Below are 15,187 nucleotides of genomic sequence, written 5' to 3'. Positions count from 1 at the left end.
GAAATGACGGATCAGATTGATTGGGTTCTTGTAGAGGGCGCAGAATCGGCACGGTTGGGTGCAATCGGGTTTTTGGGCGACGAATTGTCCGTCATCGCCCTGTTCGGGCCCGATGACAGCCCCGAGGCCGTTCTTCTGGCTGCCCGTAAACGGCCCGAGATCATCCGCCGCGATGCCGCCATAAGCCAGCTTTCGCGCCGCGTCAGTGCAGAATTCTCTCGTCCCTCGGTCCCGGATCAGGACTGGTGGGAACATCTTCAATCCGCCCCGCGCCTGCGCGCGCCCAACGGGGCATCCCTGCTGCGCCCGGGCGAGATCGTGCGCGTGCTGACACGGCTTTCCAGTGCCGACGCAGTAAAGGCAGCGCTGAAGACGGCCTGAGCGCCTATCGCACATCAATGCTGGTGATGCCGATAAGCGCGCTCTGCCCGATTTCGGTATAAAGCGCATCGAAGAAAGGACCGGCGGCATCGCCGGCCCGCTCTGCCACCGTGCGCACACGGCCCGGCGTCGCAATCGCGATCAGAAGCTGGCGCGTATCGCGCGGCGCGTTGATGCGTGCGACCGGGACGTCAAAGCGTGTAATTCTGGACGAGCTTAGAAGAAAACGGCGCAGATCTTGGACGACGCCGTTTTCATCGACCAGCAGAAGCGTATGGACATAGCCCATGCCGTTGGTGATCCGCCCGCGAACCGACCCGCCTGTGACAACACTTTCCGCATCGACCTGCAACCCGAGCGCAAAGACCGGATAGCGCTGATCGCGGCGCACGAACGCCACCGCCGGACATTGGCGACTGTCGAGAAGTAACGTCTGCTGTGCGATCTCGCCCTCGATCCCCGAGGTAAGCCGCTGCATCAGCGCCGAGATATTGCGGTCGTCATCCGACAAAAGGTTCAGCGAAAGCTGACCGTCGCCCTGCATGACTGGAAGTGCCAGCAGACAGGGATCGGAAAGCTGCTGCCTGATGCGCTCGACAAGCTGAAGCAGGCGGGGGTCCGGGGCCGGGGCCTCGGTATCCGGCGACTGGATCGGCAGCGTTTCGGGATCATCCGGTGCCGCCACAGCCCCATCTGCCTGCGGATCCGAAATGGTTTCCGACGGCGGTTGCGAACCTGAAAGCAGCTCGTCCGGGGTGCTGGCTATGACGTCAGATGCGGGCGTCGTCACGGATGTTTCGGGCGAAACGTCCGGATCAGGGGGATCGGTGACGAGGCTTGCGGCATCGGCAGCGTTCGTCAGCGTTTCGGTCGGGACTTGGGGCAGGTCCGGAAGGTCGGGCGTTGTCAGCGTCGTGACCTCGATTGCGGGCGGCGCTTCTGCCGGGTCGGGCAGAAGGAAATGAAGGCTTGGCTGAAACAACACATATCCGGCGGCCGCAATATGCAGCGCGAGCGAAAAACCAGAGGCCTGCGCCCATTTCCAGCCATCGCTTTGTGCGCCGATCATGGCGTGACCCGTTCATTCAGCGTCACCAGCCGAAGATCGTAATCGGCTAGGACAGGATCGTTCAGCGCATCGACCAGCAGACTCGCCGGCGCGTCGCGGTCGATCATCAGATGCAGCACCTGTCCAGCCCCTCCGGTCATCGCGGCCGGCAGCAACTCTGGCGAAATAGGCTGGCCGTCCAGAAGCCACTCGCCATCGGCATCCACCAGAAGGATCGGCGAAGGAAGCTGTTCAAGCGGCAGGTCGGTCGTTTGTGACAGGTCGATGCCCGGCTGCGGGCGTGCTGCCTGACCCACGATGATGAAGAAGAACAGCAGCAGCAGAACGATGTTCACAATCGACAGAGACGTGTCGATATGCGCGCGTTCGGTGCGACGAGCCGGCAGGTTCAGCGCCATGCCTTAAAGCCCCCCATTCGCGATCTGGACGGAGGTGATGCCATGCGCAGCCAGCGTTTGCAGCACCGTAACGAGGCGCTGAACCGACACATCGCGGCGCAGGACGACCAGCACATCGTCAGTGCCCTGCGCCAGAAGCGCTGCCGCCAGTGCATCCAGACGGTCCGGTGAAAAAAGCTGGCCGCTGGCGCGGATCGCACCGTCGGCGTCAAGGGTCCAGACGGCTGTGGTGCGGATATCGGTGATCTGGCCCGGCCCGGCCTCTGTTTCGGGGGTGCCGGCGGGCGTGTTGCTGCCGCCGCTGACGGCGCCGGTGCGGACGTCGATCATCGAATAGGGCGCGATATTCGCGGACAGCATGAAGAAAATCAGAAGCTGAAACATGACGTCAGCCAGCGATGTCATCGAGAAACGATATCGCCGGTTTCGCCGGGGCAGGACAAGTCCGCGCCGCTTTTGACCGCCAGCCGCCACCATGCGTCAGGCGCGCGTCTGGCCGACGCGGCCATGAATGGCTGACGAGATCACCATTTCGATCGTCTGACGCTCATCATCAATACGCCCCTCCAGCCAGGCAGCGATGAAATAGGCGACAAGCGCAATGGCGAGCCCTGCGGCTGTGGTGGTCAGGGCCGTCCAGATCCCCGAAGCAAGAAGCCTTGGATCGGCGGCAGCCTGACTGGCTGCGAGGTTGCCGAAGGCGTCGATCATCCCGATCACCGTGCCAAGCAGCCCCAGCATCGGTGCCATCTGCACGACCGCTTCAAGAAGGCGCATCCTGTTGCCCATCCGGGTCAGCTCGACAAGCGCTGCCTGACGGGCCAGTTCCTCGCCATAGAACGGGTCGGACGGACGTGCCCTCAGCCCCGACATCGCTGCCCTGAGCACGCGCGCGAGGACGGAATTGCTGGCCGTCGCCTTGCGCTGCGCTTCGTCGGGGCGGCCGTTCAGCCAGTCGTCAAGGATCGCCTCTGCTTCGCGGTGGCGGCCAAGACCCATGCGGCGGAACTGGGTGATCTTGAAGATGGCGACGGTCACGGTCAGGACCGAGAGCGCTGCGAGAGCGACGAAGACCAGCCAGGTCGTCGCGGGAAGAGACTGAAACATACCGGAAGCCATGAGAGCGGTCAGAGTCCGAATTCGATATCGCTGCGGTTCTGGGTGGCAAGCTTGCCAAGGCAGGCGTCACGCATGTCGGCGCCGCCCTCTGCCGTGCATTCGGCGACATCGTTCACGACGATCCGCCCGATATTCTCGCAGCCGCCATTCGGTATCTCGAACACCGCCACCTTTGTCTTTCCAGCAGTCAATGCGCCGAAATCGAGGATCGGCAGGGACTGGACTACGCCCTCGGAATTGAAGATCGCCACCTGCCAGGCCGCACGGCCAAGGCCCTCGGCCAGACGGTTGGTCGTGACGACCGTCAGCCGGCATCCGCCGGCATCGGTATCGGCAAGCTCGTTCAGCTCCAGCAGGATGCTGTCCATGGTATTCGCTGTACCGGCGTCCTGCGCTAATGCTCCGTGCGTAGCCACGATTGCAGACAGAACAGCGGCACCCGCCATGTTCAGGGGGTTTGCGCGAGGCATAAGAATTCCTTTCAGCGATAGACCCCGATCTGGGGAAGGTTCAGGAATCTGGACACCAGAGACGGGGCAGCATCGAAAGCCGGGCCGCTTTCGGCTATTGCGGTGCTATGCGCCTGAACTGCCGTCAGGCGCGTCGCCTCCGACAGATCGCCGGAACCGAGGTGCAGGGGTTTCGGGACAGGGCGGCGCAAAAACACGCCGGTCAGGGTGTCCGGATCTGCCTGCGGGGCGGGTTTTGTTGCAATCTCTGGTTGAGTAACTATGGGCGCCGACATGATGCGGGGCACCTCGCGCGCGGCGATCAAGCGTAGCGCATCGCGGTTGCGGTCGGGATTATATAGAGAGGGACGGACCTTTGCCTCGGGCGAAGAACGCGACATCGCGTGATCCGCCAGAACCGCGAATGCGAAGGATATCGCTGCCGCCGAAACGCTTGCGCCGAAGAACAGGATGGGCTTCATGGTCCGTATGCTCCTTATCAGTTGACGCTAACACACGCAGAAAAAACGCTCAATCAACGTCAGGGCGAAAATGCTTCCGATTATGACAGTTCGCGCATCATTTCTGATCTTGCTGGCATGCTGGGTGCCGCAGGGCGCATCGGCGTCCTTAAGTCTGTGCAATCAAAGCTTTGACGTGCTGAACATTGCCATTGCCGAACCCTCTGGCGGGCAGTTCAGGACCCGTGGCTGGTGGCGGGTTGCGCCGAATCAATGCGCGACATTGCTGCATGACGCGCTGCATTCCCGCTTCTACTATCTGTTCGCTGCCGATGTGTTCGGAAACGAGGCGCTTCCGGGATCGACACCAATGTGTATCGCAACCGCGAAGTTCGACATCACGGGGCAGCAGGATTGTCTGATACGCGGCTATCTGGATGCACGTTTCTACGAGGTCGACACCCAGGAACAGGACAGCTGGACGATCTTCGTCTCGCCGCGGCCATAGCTGTTCAGTTGCCCGGTGATCCCGCAGCGGATTCGTCGGGCGTATCAGGTTGCACGTTCTGCGTGTCCCCGTCCGGTGTTGATGGGGTTGATGCCGACCGGATGTCGAGCGCTGAAAGCGCGGCGGCCGCAGATGCATCGCCCGACTGCAATTCCTTCAGCACGGCTGGCAGGACGGTGGCGGCACCCGCCCCGGCAGGTGCCGCCGCAAGCGCGATCGGCGGCTCGTCCGATGCGAGCGCCAGCAGCAGGTATGACCCTGCATCCGCGCTTGCACCCGGCGGCAAGTCGATCCGCGCGCCCATATTCACGGTACCATCGGCGGCAGCGGATGATTGCGCGGTCATGTCATAGACGGCCCCGTCTGGCGCGATCAGTGCGAGCCACAGGTTGCGTCCGCTCAGCCTGGCGACAGTCGCCTCGATCTGAAAACCCGATTCCGTCGCACGCGCGGCGGAGCCCAGAAGCGGCGGCGCGGCGCTGCGCCCGCTCAGCATATTCACGAAATCGACGACCGGGCATTGCGACGCGGTGACGCGTTGCTCGGTCAGGGTCGGGCGCGTTGCGAATGCCTGCTCGAATGGGTCGAGCACGCGCGAGGCAGCGACAGGTTCGGCCGCGTAGAGCGCGATCATGCCGCTTTGCGGCCCGCTGGTGATGCGCTGCGCCATCGCACATGAACCAAGCGGCAGTTCCGCCAGCACGCCGTCGCGGCTTGCAGGATCGCGCGGAGGCAGCGACGGGATATCCGTTGCGGCGACGGTTTCCGGATCGACAGGCGGCGGCGCAGAGGGTCCGCGCAGCAAAAGAAAGGCCGCGCCAGCCGCGGCAATCAGGGCTGCCGCACCGACAGCGATGGCGACCGGCGCGCGGCCGCGACGGCGCGGCTCTGGCGGCGGGGCGGCTGGCATTTGCGGAAGCGGTGCCGGATGATGCGTCCCGAAAGGCGACTCTGATATGCCAGCCGCGTCCATCGCAGCGGGCGGCGTCGTCGTTTCCGCCTGCCAGAGCGGCAGGCGATACCGCGCCGGAATGCGCATCGGATCGTCCAGCATCGCAATGACTTGCCCCATATCGGCGGGGCGGTCTGCAGGGTCCGGTTCCAGCATATGTTGAAGCAGCGGGAAAATCCGGTGCGAGAGCCCCGAGAGATCGGGTATCGCCTGACGCGCGGCAGAGGCGCTGACAACCGAATCCCCCATATCGAGCGGCTGGCCACGGATCACCGCAGCCATCAGAAGCGCCAGCCCGTAAGCATCGGTCGGCGGCCCGACGACACCATCGTAATGGCCAAGCTGTTCTGGCGCGATATATTTGAACTTGCCGGCGAAACGCCCAGCCAGCCCGTCGCCGAGTTCTGTCGAGCGCGCGATGCCGAAGTCGATCAGCACCGCCTCGTCCACGCGATCATGGCGCAGGATGACATTGTCGGGGGAAAGGTCGCGATGCGTGACACCTCGCGCATGTGCGCGGCGCAACCCGCTGGACAGACGCCGCAACAGTCGCACCGCCTCGTCATCCGCCATGACCAGACGCTCGCGGATGCGGCTGCCCAGATGGGTGCCCTCGACAAACTCCATGATCAGGCAGTAACGGTCCAGACCCTGATCGAGAATGAAGTTGTGATAGCTGACAATCGCGTCGTCGCGAAGCTGGACAAGAACGCGCGCTTCGCGACGGAACAGGTCGATGATGTCGTTATCGCGGGCGAGTTCGGGCAGGATCACCTTCACCGCGACGGGATCGCCGGTGAACACGTTGATCGCGCGATAAACCTCGCCCATGCCGCCGGCGCTCACCAGGGCTTCGATGCGGTAATTGTTGTTGATGAGCGTCCCGGCCTCGACCAGACGGGACGGCATGCTGGGAAGGGCAGGCGCGATGTCGGCGACAACCGTCGGCATCGGCGGGGGCAGGCCATGCGTCAGCGCATCTTCGCCAGCCCGCGAACCGGGCCTGCCTTGCGCGGACCCGGTGCCGACGCCAGAGATGCGCGTGCGCTCTGCACCATGCTCATCGGCGATATTGCCCGAGATCCGGGTGCGCTCATCCGGCTCGGGGAAGCCTGTGACCGATCTGCGTCGATCCGTTTCGGGCAGCGCGTCAGACGCGGGCGCGGCTTCGGCCTTGTCAGGGGGCGGGCGGGCAGGGCGGTCTTGCGCGGCTTTGGCCTGCGGTGCGGCAGGTGGGGCCGTGGCCCTATCTTCAGCGCGGTCTGCGTCCGTCAACCGCGCAGGGGCGTTGAGGTTTTTTGACGCGGGCAGGGCATCAGCTTTGCCGTCGTTTACCCGATCAACGGGTGCCTGATCCTCTGCGCTTTTCTCATCCTTGGGCGTGCTGGACATGTTCAGCCATCCGTGTCGATCTCTTCGCCCGCCTCGGCGCAGTCGATGACCACGACCGTCACATTGTCGCGCGCGCCGCGTTCCAGCGTCACGCCGATCAGCCGGTCTGCGGCCTCGGCAACGGCGTGGCGCGGATCAAGGATCAGTGCGATTTCGGCGTCGGTCAGATGCTCGGTCAGGCCGTCGGAACAGATCAGGAAGCGGTCGCCGGGCCGGGCGACGCCGGTCACGACGTCCGCCTGTGCCTCCGGGCCGATGCCGATGGCACGGGTGATGACGTTGCGGCGCGGCGAATTGCGCGCTTCATCTGCGGTGATCGTGCCCTCGGCCAGCATGGCCGCAACTTCGCTGTGATCGGTCGTCAGCGCGGTCAGGTCACCCTTGCGCCGCAGATAGACACGGCTGTCGCCTGCCCAAGCGCAGGACAATTCCGTCCCGAAGACAAGCATCGCCGCGACGGTCGTGCCAACCGTGTCCAAACGGTGTTCAGCGGCGTGGCTGCGAATGCGATGATGCGCGCGATCCAGCCGCTGAAGAAATCGCGCGCGCTGATCGGCCGCCGCGACCGCAACGCCGACCGAGGACATTTCTTCGACGATAATGGCGCTGGCAATATCGCCTGCTTCATGGCCGCCCATGCCGTCGGCCACAACCCACAGGCCGAATTCGGGAAGCACGGCGAAGCTGTCCTCGTTATGGTCACGCACACGCCCTTCATGACTGCGCGCCGCAGTCTGGAAAACGAGCGACGGGTTGGGCGCATTCATGCCTTCGCCTCGTCTGCCGTGGCGCTGGTAACGGCGGCCTCGATCTCGGCCTGCGTGCTGTTCCCGCGCCCGAGAAGCCAGCCGATCTCGGCCGGGCCGGGCCAGCCTGCGCAGGCAAGCAGTCCGCTTGGCGTGGCCGCGCGTTCGTCGGCGGCGAACCACCAATAGCTTCGCGCGGCCTGCGCATGCGCGATATCGGTTGTCTGCAACTCTGCCAGCAGCTCCTGCGCGCTGCGATTAGGGTTCAATGCCCAGAAGCTTGCGCCGCCTGCACCGGGCAGATCCGCGGGTTGAGGCAGGGCGGCAATCAAGTCAGAGGCCGCTTCGCGCGGATCGAAACGCTCGGCCCCGGCGAGATCGCGAAGGGCGGCTTCGGCATGTTCGTGAAAGCCTTGATCGCTGTCGGTGACGGGGGCCACCCCGTGTGTCGCCTGCGCAATCGCCAGCGGAAAGCGCCGCCCGCTGCGATCACGCGACGGGATCAGCACACCGCGAAGCGCCGTGCCGTTGGAAAGCTGAGCCCCGATCCAGAAGCGCAGCGCCGGGGCGTTGTCGAAGCTGGCCTGCCAGCCATCGCCCGCGCCGTCGCGCCAGCCCCCCAGCACCTGCGCCAGCCAATCCATGATCTGGCCCGAAGCTTCGCCCGGAAGCGTTCCCGCGATCACGAAATCGCCGAAAGCCTGGTGCTTGCCGAAAAGGGCGGCCGCGTTCAGTTGACGCTCTGCGGACATTCGAATTCTCTCAGTTCAGGCATGGTGAATGGGTTTACTATGGCGTTGATGGTAAAATTATAGGTGATGCTCCGCCCGCCAAGCGTATAGGTCGCCCGCAGGGTATCCCCGTTCTGCTGGCGGGTGCTTGCGGCGTTCAGAAACTCGATGAAGGTCCAGGCACTGCCGTCGAACCGCATCTGCGAAACATCGGCTTGCTGTGGCGAAAGCTGAAGCAGTGTCGATTTTCCGGTGCCCGGCCAGACCACGGTGCGCGGAAGCTGACCGCTGACGGTCGGGACCAGCGTGTCATTGATCGACAGAAGCGCACTTTCGACCGTGGGGCTGGCATCCACCTGCGCCACGGTGATTTCGATTGACGGCTCGGCACCACCGCCGGCAAAGAAGGCGCTGCGTATCTTCTCGGCCCGCTCGAACTGCTTCAGCGTATTGACCGAAAGGCGCTGCGTGATCTCCTTGTCGCTGCGCCAGACAAGACCGTCATCAGTGCGCTCGACATATGGGTCGAGATATTCGGTGAAATAGCGGTCCATTGCGCCACCTGCGCCGAAGAAACGCGAGAAGGCGTCGATGGACAGGCTGCGCGGCGAATCCGCGAAGGGGAATGACACCGCAATCGTATCGCGGCAGGTAAAGGTGATCTGATCGCTCAGCGCGCGGTTCATCTCCTCGATTGTCGAGTTGGAGGCGCCGGTGCGGAAATCGTCCTCGGCGCGGGTGACCATACCCGACAGCGATTCCGGCAGGCGCGAATTATCTCGCGTCAGCGTGCTGAGAAGCGTCGGAAGCGCGGCATCGGCAGGGCCGGGATTGCTGACGGAATCGCGCCGGTTCATCCAGATCGCGCCCAGATTTCCAAGCAGGGTGTCAATCGGCCGGACATTGTCGCTGCCCGGCAGCAGCATCGCATGCCAGTTCTCGAACTCATTCGAGATCGCCTCGATCGGGGCAAGCACCCCGCCGCCGCCAGCGCCTTGCTGCGCGCCGTCCCCGCCGGAAGGATTGTCGCTGGGACGCACCTGCGTCTTGCGCGCATTGGCCGTCAGTGCCTCGCCGATGATCCGCTTGACACCCGAGGTGCGCGACAGCATCCGGCTTTGAACCTGCGTTGCGACAGAGCCCGCCACGCCGGACGCGCCGGCTGCGCCTTCACCTTGTCCTTCAGCCGCGGGAAGGCCGAAGACCGTGGGATCGACATTTGCCGCCTCGTCGATCTCGCGTTTCAGATATGTTTCGCGGTCCACGGCCTCCACCAGTCGCAAAAGCGGCGATCCCTGCGCGGATGAAGCGGTGCCGAGCGCCGCATATTGCGGCTTGTCGGCGACCATCGAAACAAGCGTCAGATTGCCGAGCATTACCTTCCACGCGGCGACGAATTCGGCGCGATACCGCTCCATCAGATCGCGGTCCAGCCGTTGAAGACGGCGCTCGATATCGCTCGACGCAGCCTGCTCGCCCAAGACCCACTGGTCGCGGCGCAGCTGTTCGCCGACGACCTCAAGCTGGTTGAAGAAATAGCCCCAGAAACCTTCATATGTGTAAAGCGCCGGCACGCTGAGCGTCGACAGATCGCTTCCATCCACCGTTGCGAAAACGCTGCCCGCATCGCCTTCGATCTTCTGCGTCAACTGCCAGTCGCGCAGATCGCTGTTGATCGAGTTGTCGACGATCAATGCATAGGCCTGTTCGTCCAGCGGAAGCTGCGCAATGGCAGCGCGGGCGCGATCGACCGTTACCTGATCCAGCGCGACCAGCGGCTTGCGCTTGTCATCCAGCGCCAGCATCGCATCCAGATGCTGTTCAAGCTGGTCGCTGAAATTCAGCCCTTCGAGACCGGGATATTCCTCGGCCCAGCTTTCGGCAAACCACGCCTTGATGGCGGTGTCGTCCGTCGTCTCTCCCTGCATTCCGAGCAGAAGATAGACCTTCAGCGCGCGATAGATCTGCGTCATCTCACCCGATCCGATGATCTGCGGCATGCGCTGTTCCAGATCAAGGATCAGCCGCGGGCGCAGCATCCGTTCCAGGGCCTGCGAATAGGTCTCGGTCGCGACGACGTTCAGCCGGTCGCGCTGACCGAGCCCGACTTTTTCGGTGATCGGGGCATTCGCGCTGTCGCCGAAGCCGGCCGGCATCGCGCGCATATCGTTCAGCAGCGGCACGATGGGGCGAAGGTCGGTATCGTCGATCACATCGCTATTCAGTTCGTCCACCGCTGCACGCGCATAGGCGGCAGTCTCTGCCTCGGCATTGCGCACGAGGCGCAGGTTCTGCCAATAGCTGTACCCGAGCGCCCCGGCCGTGCCGACCGTCAGCAGCGCAATGGCCGACAGCAGCGCCGTGCGGATCACCATCGCGCGACGGACGGCCTTGCGGTCATGGCTGACCCAGCCCTGTTCGGGGATGATGACACGCTTCAGCAGATCGTGGATGAAGAAGCTTTTTCCCCGGCCCGACATGAAGGCAGGCTGAAAGACCGACGGGCCGTCGCTTCCGGAATTGATCGCCCCGAGAACCTGGTCAATCGGCGTGCCTTCCTGCGTCCCCGAGGTGAAATAGAAGCCGCGAAGGATCGCATTGGTCTTGTAGCGCGTGGGTTCAAACACACGGCGCAGGAAGTCCGAGATATTGTCGCGAAGCAGCGCCATCTGACCGGGCAGACCGAAAATCGCGATCCGCGAAATACCGTCGGGTTCTTCGGACAGGCGGTCGGCGACTTCGTCCGAAAGTCGCGCGACGAGGCGGTCGAACTCCTGCGGCACCGCCTCATGCGTGATGGCTTTGCGGTCCGCGGTCTGAAAGGTGTGACCCCAGACGAGCTTGCGGCGGTTCTGGCTGAAGCTGGCGAAATACTCACGAAAGCCGGCGATCAGGTCGGCCTTCGTGAACATGACATAGACGGGGAAGTCGATCTTCAACTGTTCGTGCAGTTCCGCAAGCCGGGCGCGGACCGTCTCTGCATGGCGGTGCAGGGTTTCGGGGTTCTCGTTCAGCATGTCCTCGACCGAGAAGGACAGGATCACGCCGTTGATCGGCTGGTTTGGCCGGGTCTTCTTCAGCAGTTCAAGAAACGCATCCCAGCTTGCCTTATCCGCCGTCAGGTCGCTGTCCTGCGTCGTATAGCGACCGGCGGTATCGATCATGACCGCATCTTCGGCAAACCAGAAATCCATGTTCCGGGTGCCGCCGAAGCCTGACAAAGCGCGGTCCTGCGCAAGCGGAAACTCCATGCCGGAATTGGCGATCGCAGTCGTCTTGCCGGCACCTGGCGGGCCGATGATGACATACCAGGGCAGGTCGTAAAGCGAGGCAGAGCCACCGGATTTCTTCAGAACGCCAAGCGCGTCCTGCATCTTCTCGGCAAGAACCTTGCCGTCGCCCTCGGGCTCTGCGGGGATCAGGGCTTCTTCGATCGCGCGCGCGGCGCGCACGCGGCGACGCCAGCGGATGAACACGATCAGGAGGAAAATGCCAAGGATCGCCCCGATCAGCGTGGCGCGCAGCCAGACCGTCGTCAGCGGACCCCAGCCGGTCATCGGACCGCCAAGCCAGATTGCCACGCAAAGGCCGGTCAGCCCGAGGATCGTCAGAAGCCAGCGCCACCACGCATGTTCGCGCCAGCGAGGGAAACGGAGATAGTAGCCGAAAATTCTCACTGAGCCGTCTCCGTCTGGGCTGCCGGCGCCTGATCCGCTGCGGGCTGACCGGCATCGGTCGGCGCTGCGCTGTCACCCGCCGCCGCCAGATTTCCGTCAACCTCTGCGACGGGGGCGCCGAAGGTGCCTTCGCGGGCGAGCATGATCTCGACACGGCGGTTTTCACTGCGTCCGGCATCGGTCGAATTATCGCCGACCGGGTCATCCTCGCCGCGACCGGTGCTGGTCATGCGCGCTGCATCGCCAAGCAGCGGTGAAAGGACGGTGCTGACGGCATCCGCGCGGGCCTGCGAAAGCTGATAATTGTCCTTATACTGACCAAGTCCCGACATCGGCACGTTATCGGTGTGACCCTCGATCAGGATCGGGCCTGTTTCGGCGTTCAGAACCTCGGCGATGCGGGCCGCAAGCTCGGTGAAGCCGGGCTTCACATCGACATTGCCGGTATCGAACAGTTGAAGGTTGCCGACGCGGATAGCGATATAGTCACCCTTCTCCTCGACCGTGACGCGGCCATCGGCGATCTCGTCTGCGAAAGCGTCGCGAATACGCTGCAACTGCGTCGTTGCAGGCGCCTCATAGGCGATCTGCGTCGTGCGGTCGATCTGAAGGGCAGGCGCGCCTTGGTGCAGCGCCCTCATTTCTGCGGCCACCGCAGAGCCGTCACGATTGATGAGTGTCGAGAGCGTCGCGAAGATCGCCAGCAGGGCAACCGCCGCGATCCCCGCCATCGCCGGGATCGGGATCGCCCCGAACCGCCGGCGCCGCCCCTGTTCGACCGGCGCCCATGTCACGGAAATATCCTCGTCCGGGCGCGGCTTCACGCGGCGCAGGCTTTCGTAAATCGCACCACGATACCGGGCAAGCTGAACGCTTCCATTCGGCGCGGTTCGAAACTGCCCTTCGAAACCGAGTGACAGACAGACCAGCATCAGCTCCAGCAGGTTATAGCGCTGTGCGGGTGCCTGAAGCGCCTTCTCGACCTCCTGAAAGAAGCCAACACCGGAATCGCGTTTGTGAAAGAAGCGCGCGACCATCGAATATTGCTGCCAGTCGCCGCGATTTCCGCCGGGCAGGTTCTGCACGATATCGTCCGCGGTCCCCGACAGCGCGTATTTTGCAACCAGCACTTCATGCGGGTCGGCACCGGCCGCACGGGCGTTATGTTCGAAACGCTCGATCTCTCGGGTGACATGTTCCATCAGGGGCGCGACCTGCAACTCGACCAGACCCGTGCGCAACCGGCCAAGCAGGATCAGCAAACTGGCCGCCGCCGCAAGAAGGGGGTTCGAGGACGAGGCCGCACCCAGATCACGGACCTGAAGCGCCTCGTGCAGCGGAATACGCGGGGTCGCGGCGCGCGGGGTGGTGTCGGGCTGATGATATTGCGGAAAGAACCCTTCGTCGCGCTGACCTGCGGCGCGACCGATCTGACCCGATTGATCGAACGGGCTGGCCGAGCCGCCGCCCGCCGCAGACTGAGGGCCGGGCTGATATCCGCCCGGATACCCCCCCTGATAGGCTTGCCCCCCGGACGCGTTGCCAGGCGCGCCCGGAAATGGCGATCCTGAGGGCGCGGGCGATGATGACGGTGCGCCGACCCAGGTTCCGCCCGATGGCTGCGAGGCGGCGGGGCGATAGCCGCCCTGCGCCTGTGGCGTCGATGCGGGATATCCGCCGGGATAGGGCGGTTGCTGGCCGGGCGCGCTTAACGGACCGCCGATCACCGTTCGGTCATCGGACCCGGCTTGCTGGTATCCTCCGAACGGCGATTGCCCCTGTGCGCCGGGCTGTCCCGTCCCGAACGGAGAGCCTGCCCGACCCTGATCGCCTGCATCTGACGGACCCCGACGCGCGCCGCCCTGCGGATCGCGATGGGGCCGGGCAGGCCCGCTGCCCAGATCGGTGCGATCATCGTCGTCCCCGCCGCGTCCGGCCATCACGAACCCTCCGGTACGGCCCAGAATTCAAGCTGCAGGTCCGGCCAGTCGCCCGCGAAATGCATACCTACAGCCGGCGCGACCGAAAATTCGCGCCAGAGCGGCGAATTCTTTTCGAGGCGGAAATAGACATGGCTCGACAGCACGCGAATCTGGCGCGGCGGGTTCGGCATATGCTGAAGCTGGATGCCGGGCAGGTTGTTGTTCACGATCTCGGCCATGCGGGTATTCGGGCCGACCTTGCAAAGTTCCGGGAATTGCGACTGAACCTGCGTCAGCGGTTTGGCACTTTGCACCTCGATGATGAAAGTGGCCTCGCGGAACAGGTTGCGGTCGGCGATCTGCGCGAGATACGAGTTCTGGCGCACCTGTTGCAGCGGCAGACGGATCGCGCGGCCGATATCGCGCGACAGGAAACGCTGAATATCCGCGACGATGGGCGAAAAACTTTCCTTCGGGTTTTCATGGTCATAGGCCGGATAATCTGCCGCCATGCGGTTTGCCCCGTCAAAGGTCGCAAGCTCTCCGGCGAGCGAGACGAGATAGCGATAGAGCATTTCAGGATGAAGCGCGAAGGTCTTGGACAGGTGGCGCAGCAGCCCGATATTGCGGTTCAGCACCATCAGCATCAGGTAATCCGCCGCCTGCATCCCACCCCCGGCAGACGGATCGGCTGCAAAGCGCGCAAGGCTTTCCAGCCGCGCTTCGATCCAGCCGATGACGCGGGTCAGATAGCCAAGGATCTGCGGATGCGCCCCGATCACCAGTGCTGGCGGCGGTGCCGTCTCGTCCAGCGTGACGACGCCATCGCGGACCTCGGAAATCCGGGCGAGGCGCAGGTTCTGATAGCCCGGCCGTGGTGTCTTGCGGACCACGACCTCAAGCCGCGGGACAGCCAGTTCAAGAACCTGCTCGTTGCGGCTTGCAGCAGAGGTGTCGGCCACAGCTTCGGTCATGACGCCCCATCGTGTCGAACTGCCCTCTTCCTGATAAGGGGCCATGTCGCGCATGTTGGGCGAACTGTCGGGCAGGGTCAGCCAGACAAACTGGCCCGCTGAATCGTCCGGGACATCGATGGGAACGGGCAGGGGACCGGTGCCGGGCGCATCGAAAGGCGTGCCGTCGGGCATGACCCCGGAAATCGCACGCAGACTGATCCGGCCCTGCTGACAGGCATCGCGGTCGATGGTCAGATCGCTGACACCCCAGGGATAGGGCGTAACCAGTCGCGTGCGGGCGTTGACCAGGTTCTCGACATAGCGGTCAGCCTGTTGAAGATGCTGAGGCTGCATGAACAGCCCCTCTTTCCAGGCAACCTTACTGAACCACGACATCGGGACGCTCTCCCCAGGTAATGAAATCGA

At 63.9% G+C, this 15,187-nt stretch carries 14 protein-coding genes; 2 read left to right on the top strand and 12 right to left on the bottom strand.

The annotated features are described in order from the left end of the window. Nucleotides 1-3 precede the first annotated feature (3 nt). Nucleotides 4-381, top strand: coding sequence for a hypothetical protein (locus FQV27_RS04950; protein WP_147096694.1), 378 nt, complete (start codon nt 4-6; stop codon nt 379-381). Nucleotides 382-385: 4 nt separating this feature from the next. On the opposite strand, the gene FQV27_RS04945 is transcribed toward FQV27_RS04950, so the two are convergent. The 6 genes from FQV27_RS04945 to FQV27_RS04920 all read right to left on the bottom strand — a co-directional run bounded on the left by FQV27_RS04945 (nt 386) and on the right by FQV27_RS04920 (nt 3,898). Continuing rightward, nucleotides 386-1,450 carry a hypothetical protein gene (locus tag FQV27_RS04945; RefSeq protein ID WP_147096693.1) on the bottom strand — a complete coding sequence of 355 codons (1,065 nt, stop codon included), beginning with the start codon at nt 1,448-1,450 and terminating at the stop codon, nt 386-388. Then, nucleotides 1,447-1,848 (bottom strand): ExbD/TolR family protein, encoded by a 402-nt coding sequence (locus FQV27_RS04940; RefSeq protein WP_147096692.1) that lies wholly within the window; start codon nt 1,846-1,848, stop codon nt 1,447-1,449. Before FQV27_RS04940 ends, FQV27_RS04945 begins: the two co-directional genes overlap by 4 nt. Before the next feature lie 3 nt (nt 1,849-1,851). Beyond that, nucleotides 1,852-2,253, bottom strand: a complete 402-nt coding sequence (locus FQV27_RS04935) for an ExbD/TolR family protein (RefSeq protein ID WP_281290016.1) — start codon at nt 2,251-2,253, stop codon at nt 1,852-1,854. A 75-nt stretch (nt 2,254-2,328) separates the two neighbouring features. Continuing rightward, nucleotides 2,329-2,955, bottom strand: a complete 627-nt coding sequence (locus FQV27_RS04930) for a MotA/TolQ/ExbB proton channel family protein (protein WP_147096690.1) — start codon at nt 2,953-2,955, stop codon at nt 2,329-2,331. Between the two features lie 20 nt (nt 2,956-2,975). After that, nucleotides 2,976-3,335, bottom strand: a complete 360-nt coding sequence (locus tag FQV27_RS04925; protein WP_147096689.1) for a hypothetical protein — start codon at nt 3,333-3,335, stop codon at nt 2,976-2,978. 113 nt (nt 3,336-3,448) lie between these two features. After that, nucleotides 3,449-3,898 carry a hypothetical protein gene (locus FQV27_RS04920; protein WP_147096688.1) on the bottom strand — a complete coding sequence of 150 codons (450 nt, stop codon included), beginning with the start codon at nt 3,896-3,898 and terminating at the stop codon, nt 3,449-3,451. Between the two features lie 82 nt (nt 3,899-3,980). On the opposite strand from FQV27_RS04920, the gene FQV27_RS04915 reads away from it, so the two are divergent. After that, nucleotides 3,981-4,385 carry a DUF1036 domain-containing protein gene (locus FQV27_RS04915; protein WP_147096687.1) on the top strand — a complete coding sequence of 135 codons (405 nt, stop codon included), beginning with the start codon at nt 3,981-3,983 and terminating at the stop codon, nt 4,383-4,385. Nucleotides 4,386-4,389: 4 nt separating this feature from the next. Here FQV27_RS04915 and FQV27_RS04910 read toward each other — a convergent pair whose 3' ends face one another. From FQV27_RS04910 to tssK, 6 genes are read right to left on the bottom strand one after another with little or no spacing between them, the layout of a single operon-like run. Beyond that, nucleotides 4,390-6,729 (bottom strand): serine/threonine-protein kinase, encoded by a 2,340-nt coding sequence (locus FQV27_RS04910; RefSeq protein WP_147096686.1) that lies wholly within the window; start codon nt 6,727-6,729, stop codon nt 4,390-4,392. 2 nt (nt 6,730-6,731) lie between these two features. Next, nucleotides 6,732-7,496, bottom strand: coding sequence for a PP2C family protein-serine/threonine phosphatase (locus FQV27_RS04905; RefSeq protein WP_147096685.1), 765 nt, complete (start codon nt 7,494-7,496; stop codon nt 6,732-6,734). Further along, nucleotides 7,493-8,227: a type VI secretion system-associated protein TagF gene (tagF, locus tag FQV27_RS04900; protein WP_147096684.1), complete on the bottom strand. Its 735-nt coding sequence runs from the start codon at nt 8,225-8,227 to the stop codon at nt 7,493-7,495. Before tagF ends, FQV27_RS04905 begins: the two co-directional genes overlap by 4 nt. Next, nucleotides 8,206-11,883 carry a type VI secretion system membrane subunit TssM gene (gene tssM / locus FQV27_RS04895; RefSeq protein ID WP_147096683.1) on the bottom strand — a complete coding sequence of 1,226 codons (3,678 nt, stop codon included), beginning with the start codon at nt 11,881-11,883 and terminating at the stop codon, nt 8,206-8,208. The genes tagF and tssM overlap by 22 nt, the downstream gene beginning before the upstream one ends. Beyond that, nucleotides 11,880-13,823, bottom strand: coding sequence for a type IVB secretion system protein IcmH/DotU (gene icmH / locus FQV27_RS04890; protein WP_147096682.1), 1,944 nt, complete (start codon nt 13,821-13,823; stop codon nt 11,880-11,882). Before icmH ends, tssM begins: the two co-directional genes overlap by 4 nt. Then, on the bottom strand, nt 13,823-15,157 hold the full coding sequence (gene tssK, locus FQV27_RS04885; RefSeq protein ID WP_147096681.1) for a type VI secretion system baseplate subunit TssK: 1,335 nt from the start codon (nt 15,155-15,157) through the stop codon (nt 13,823-13,825). The genes icmH and tssK overlap by 1 nt, the downstream gene beginning before the upstream one ends. Nucleotides 15,158-15,187 lie beyond the last annotated feature (30 nt).

The organism is Paracoccus aurantiacus (genome assembly GCF_007993065.1).
In the GTDB taxonomy this organism is placed as follows: domain Bacteria; phylum Pseudomonadota; class Alphaproteobacteria; order Rhodobacterales; family Rhodobacteraceae; genus Paracoccus; species Paracoccus aurantiacus.
The sequence above is the reverse complement of the archived record's forward strand: the minus strand, read 5'-3'. Positions and strand labels throughout refer to the sequence as shown.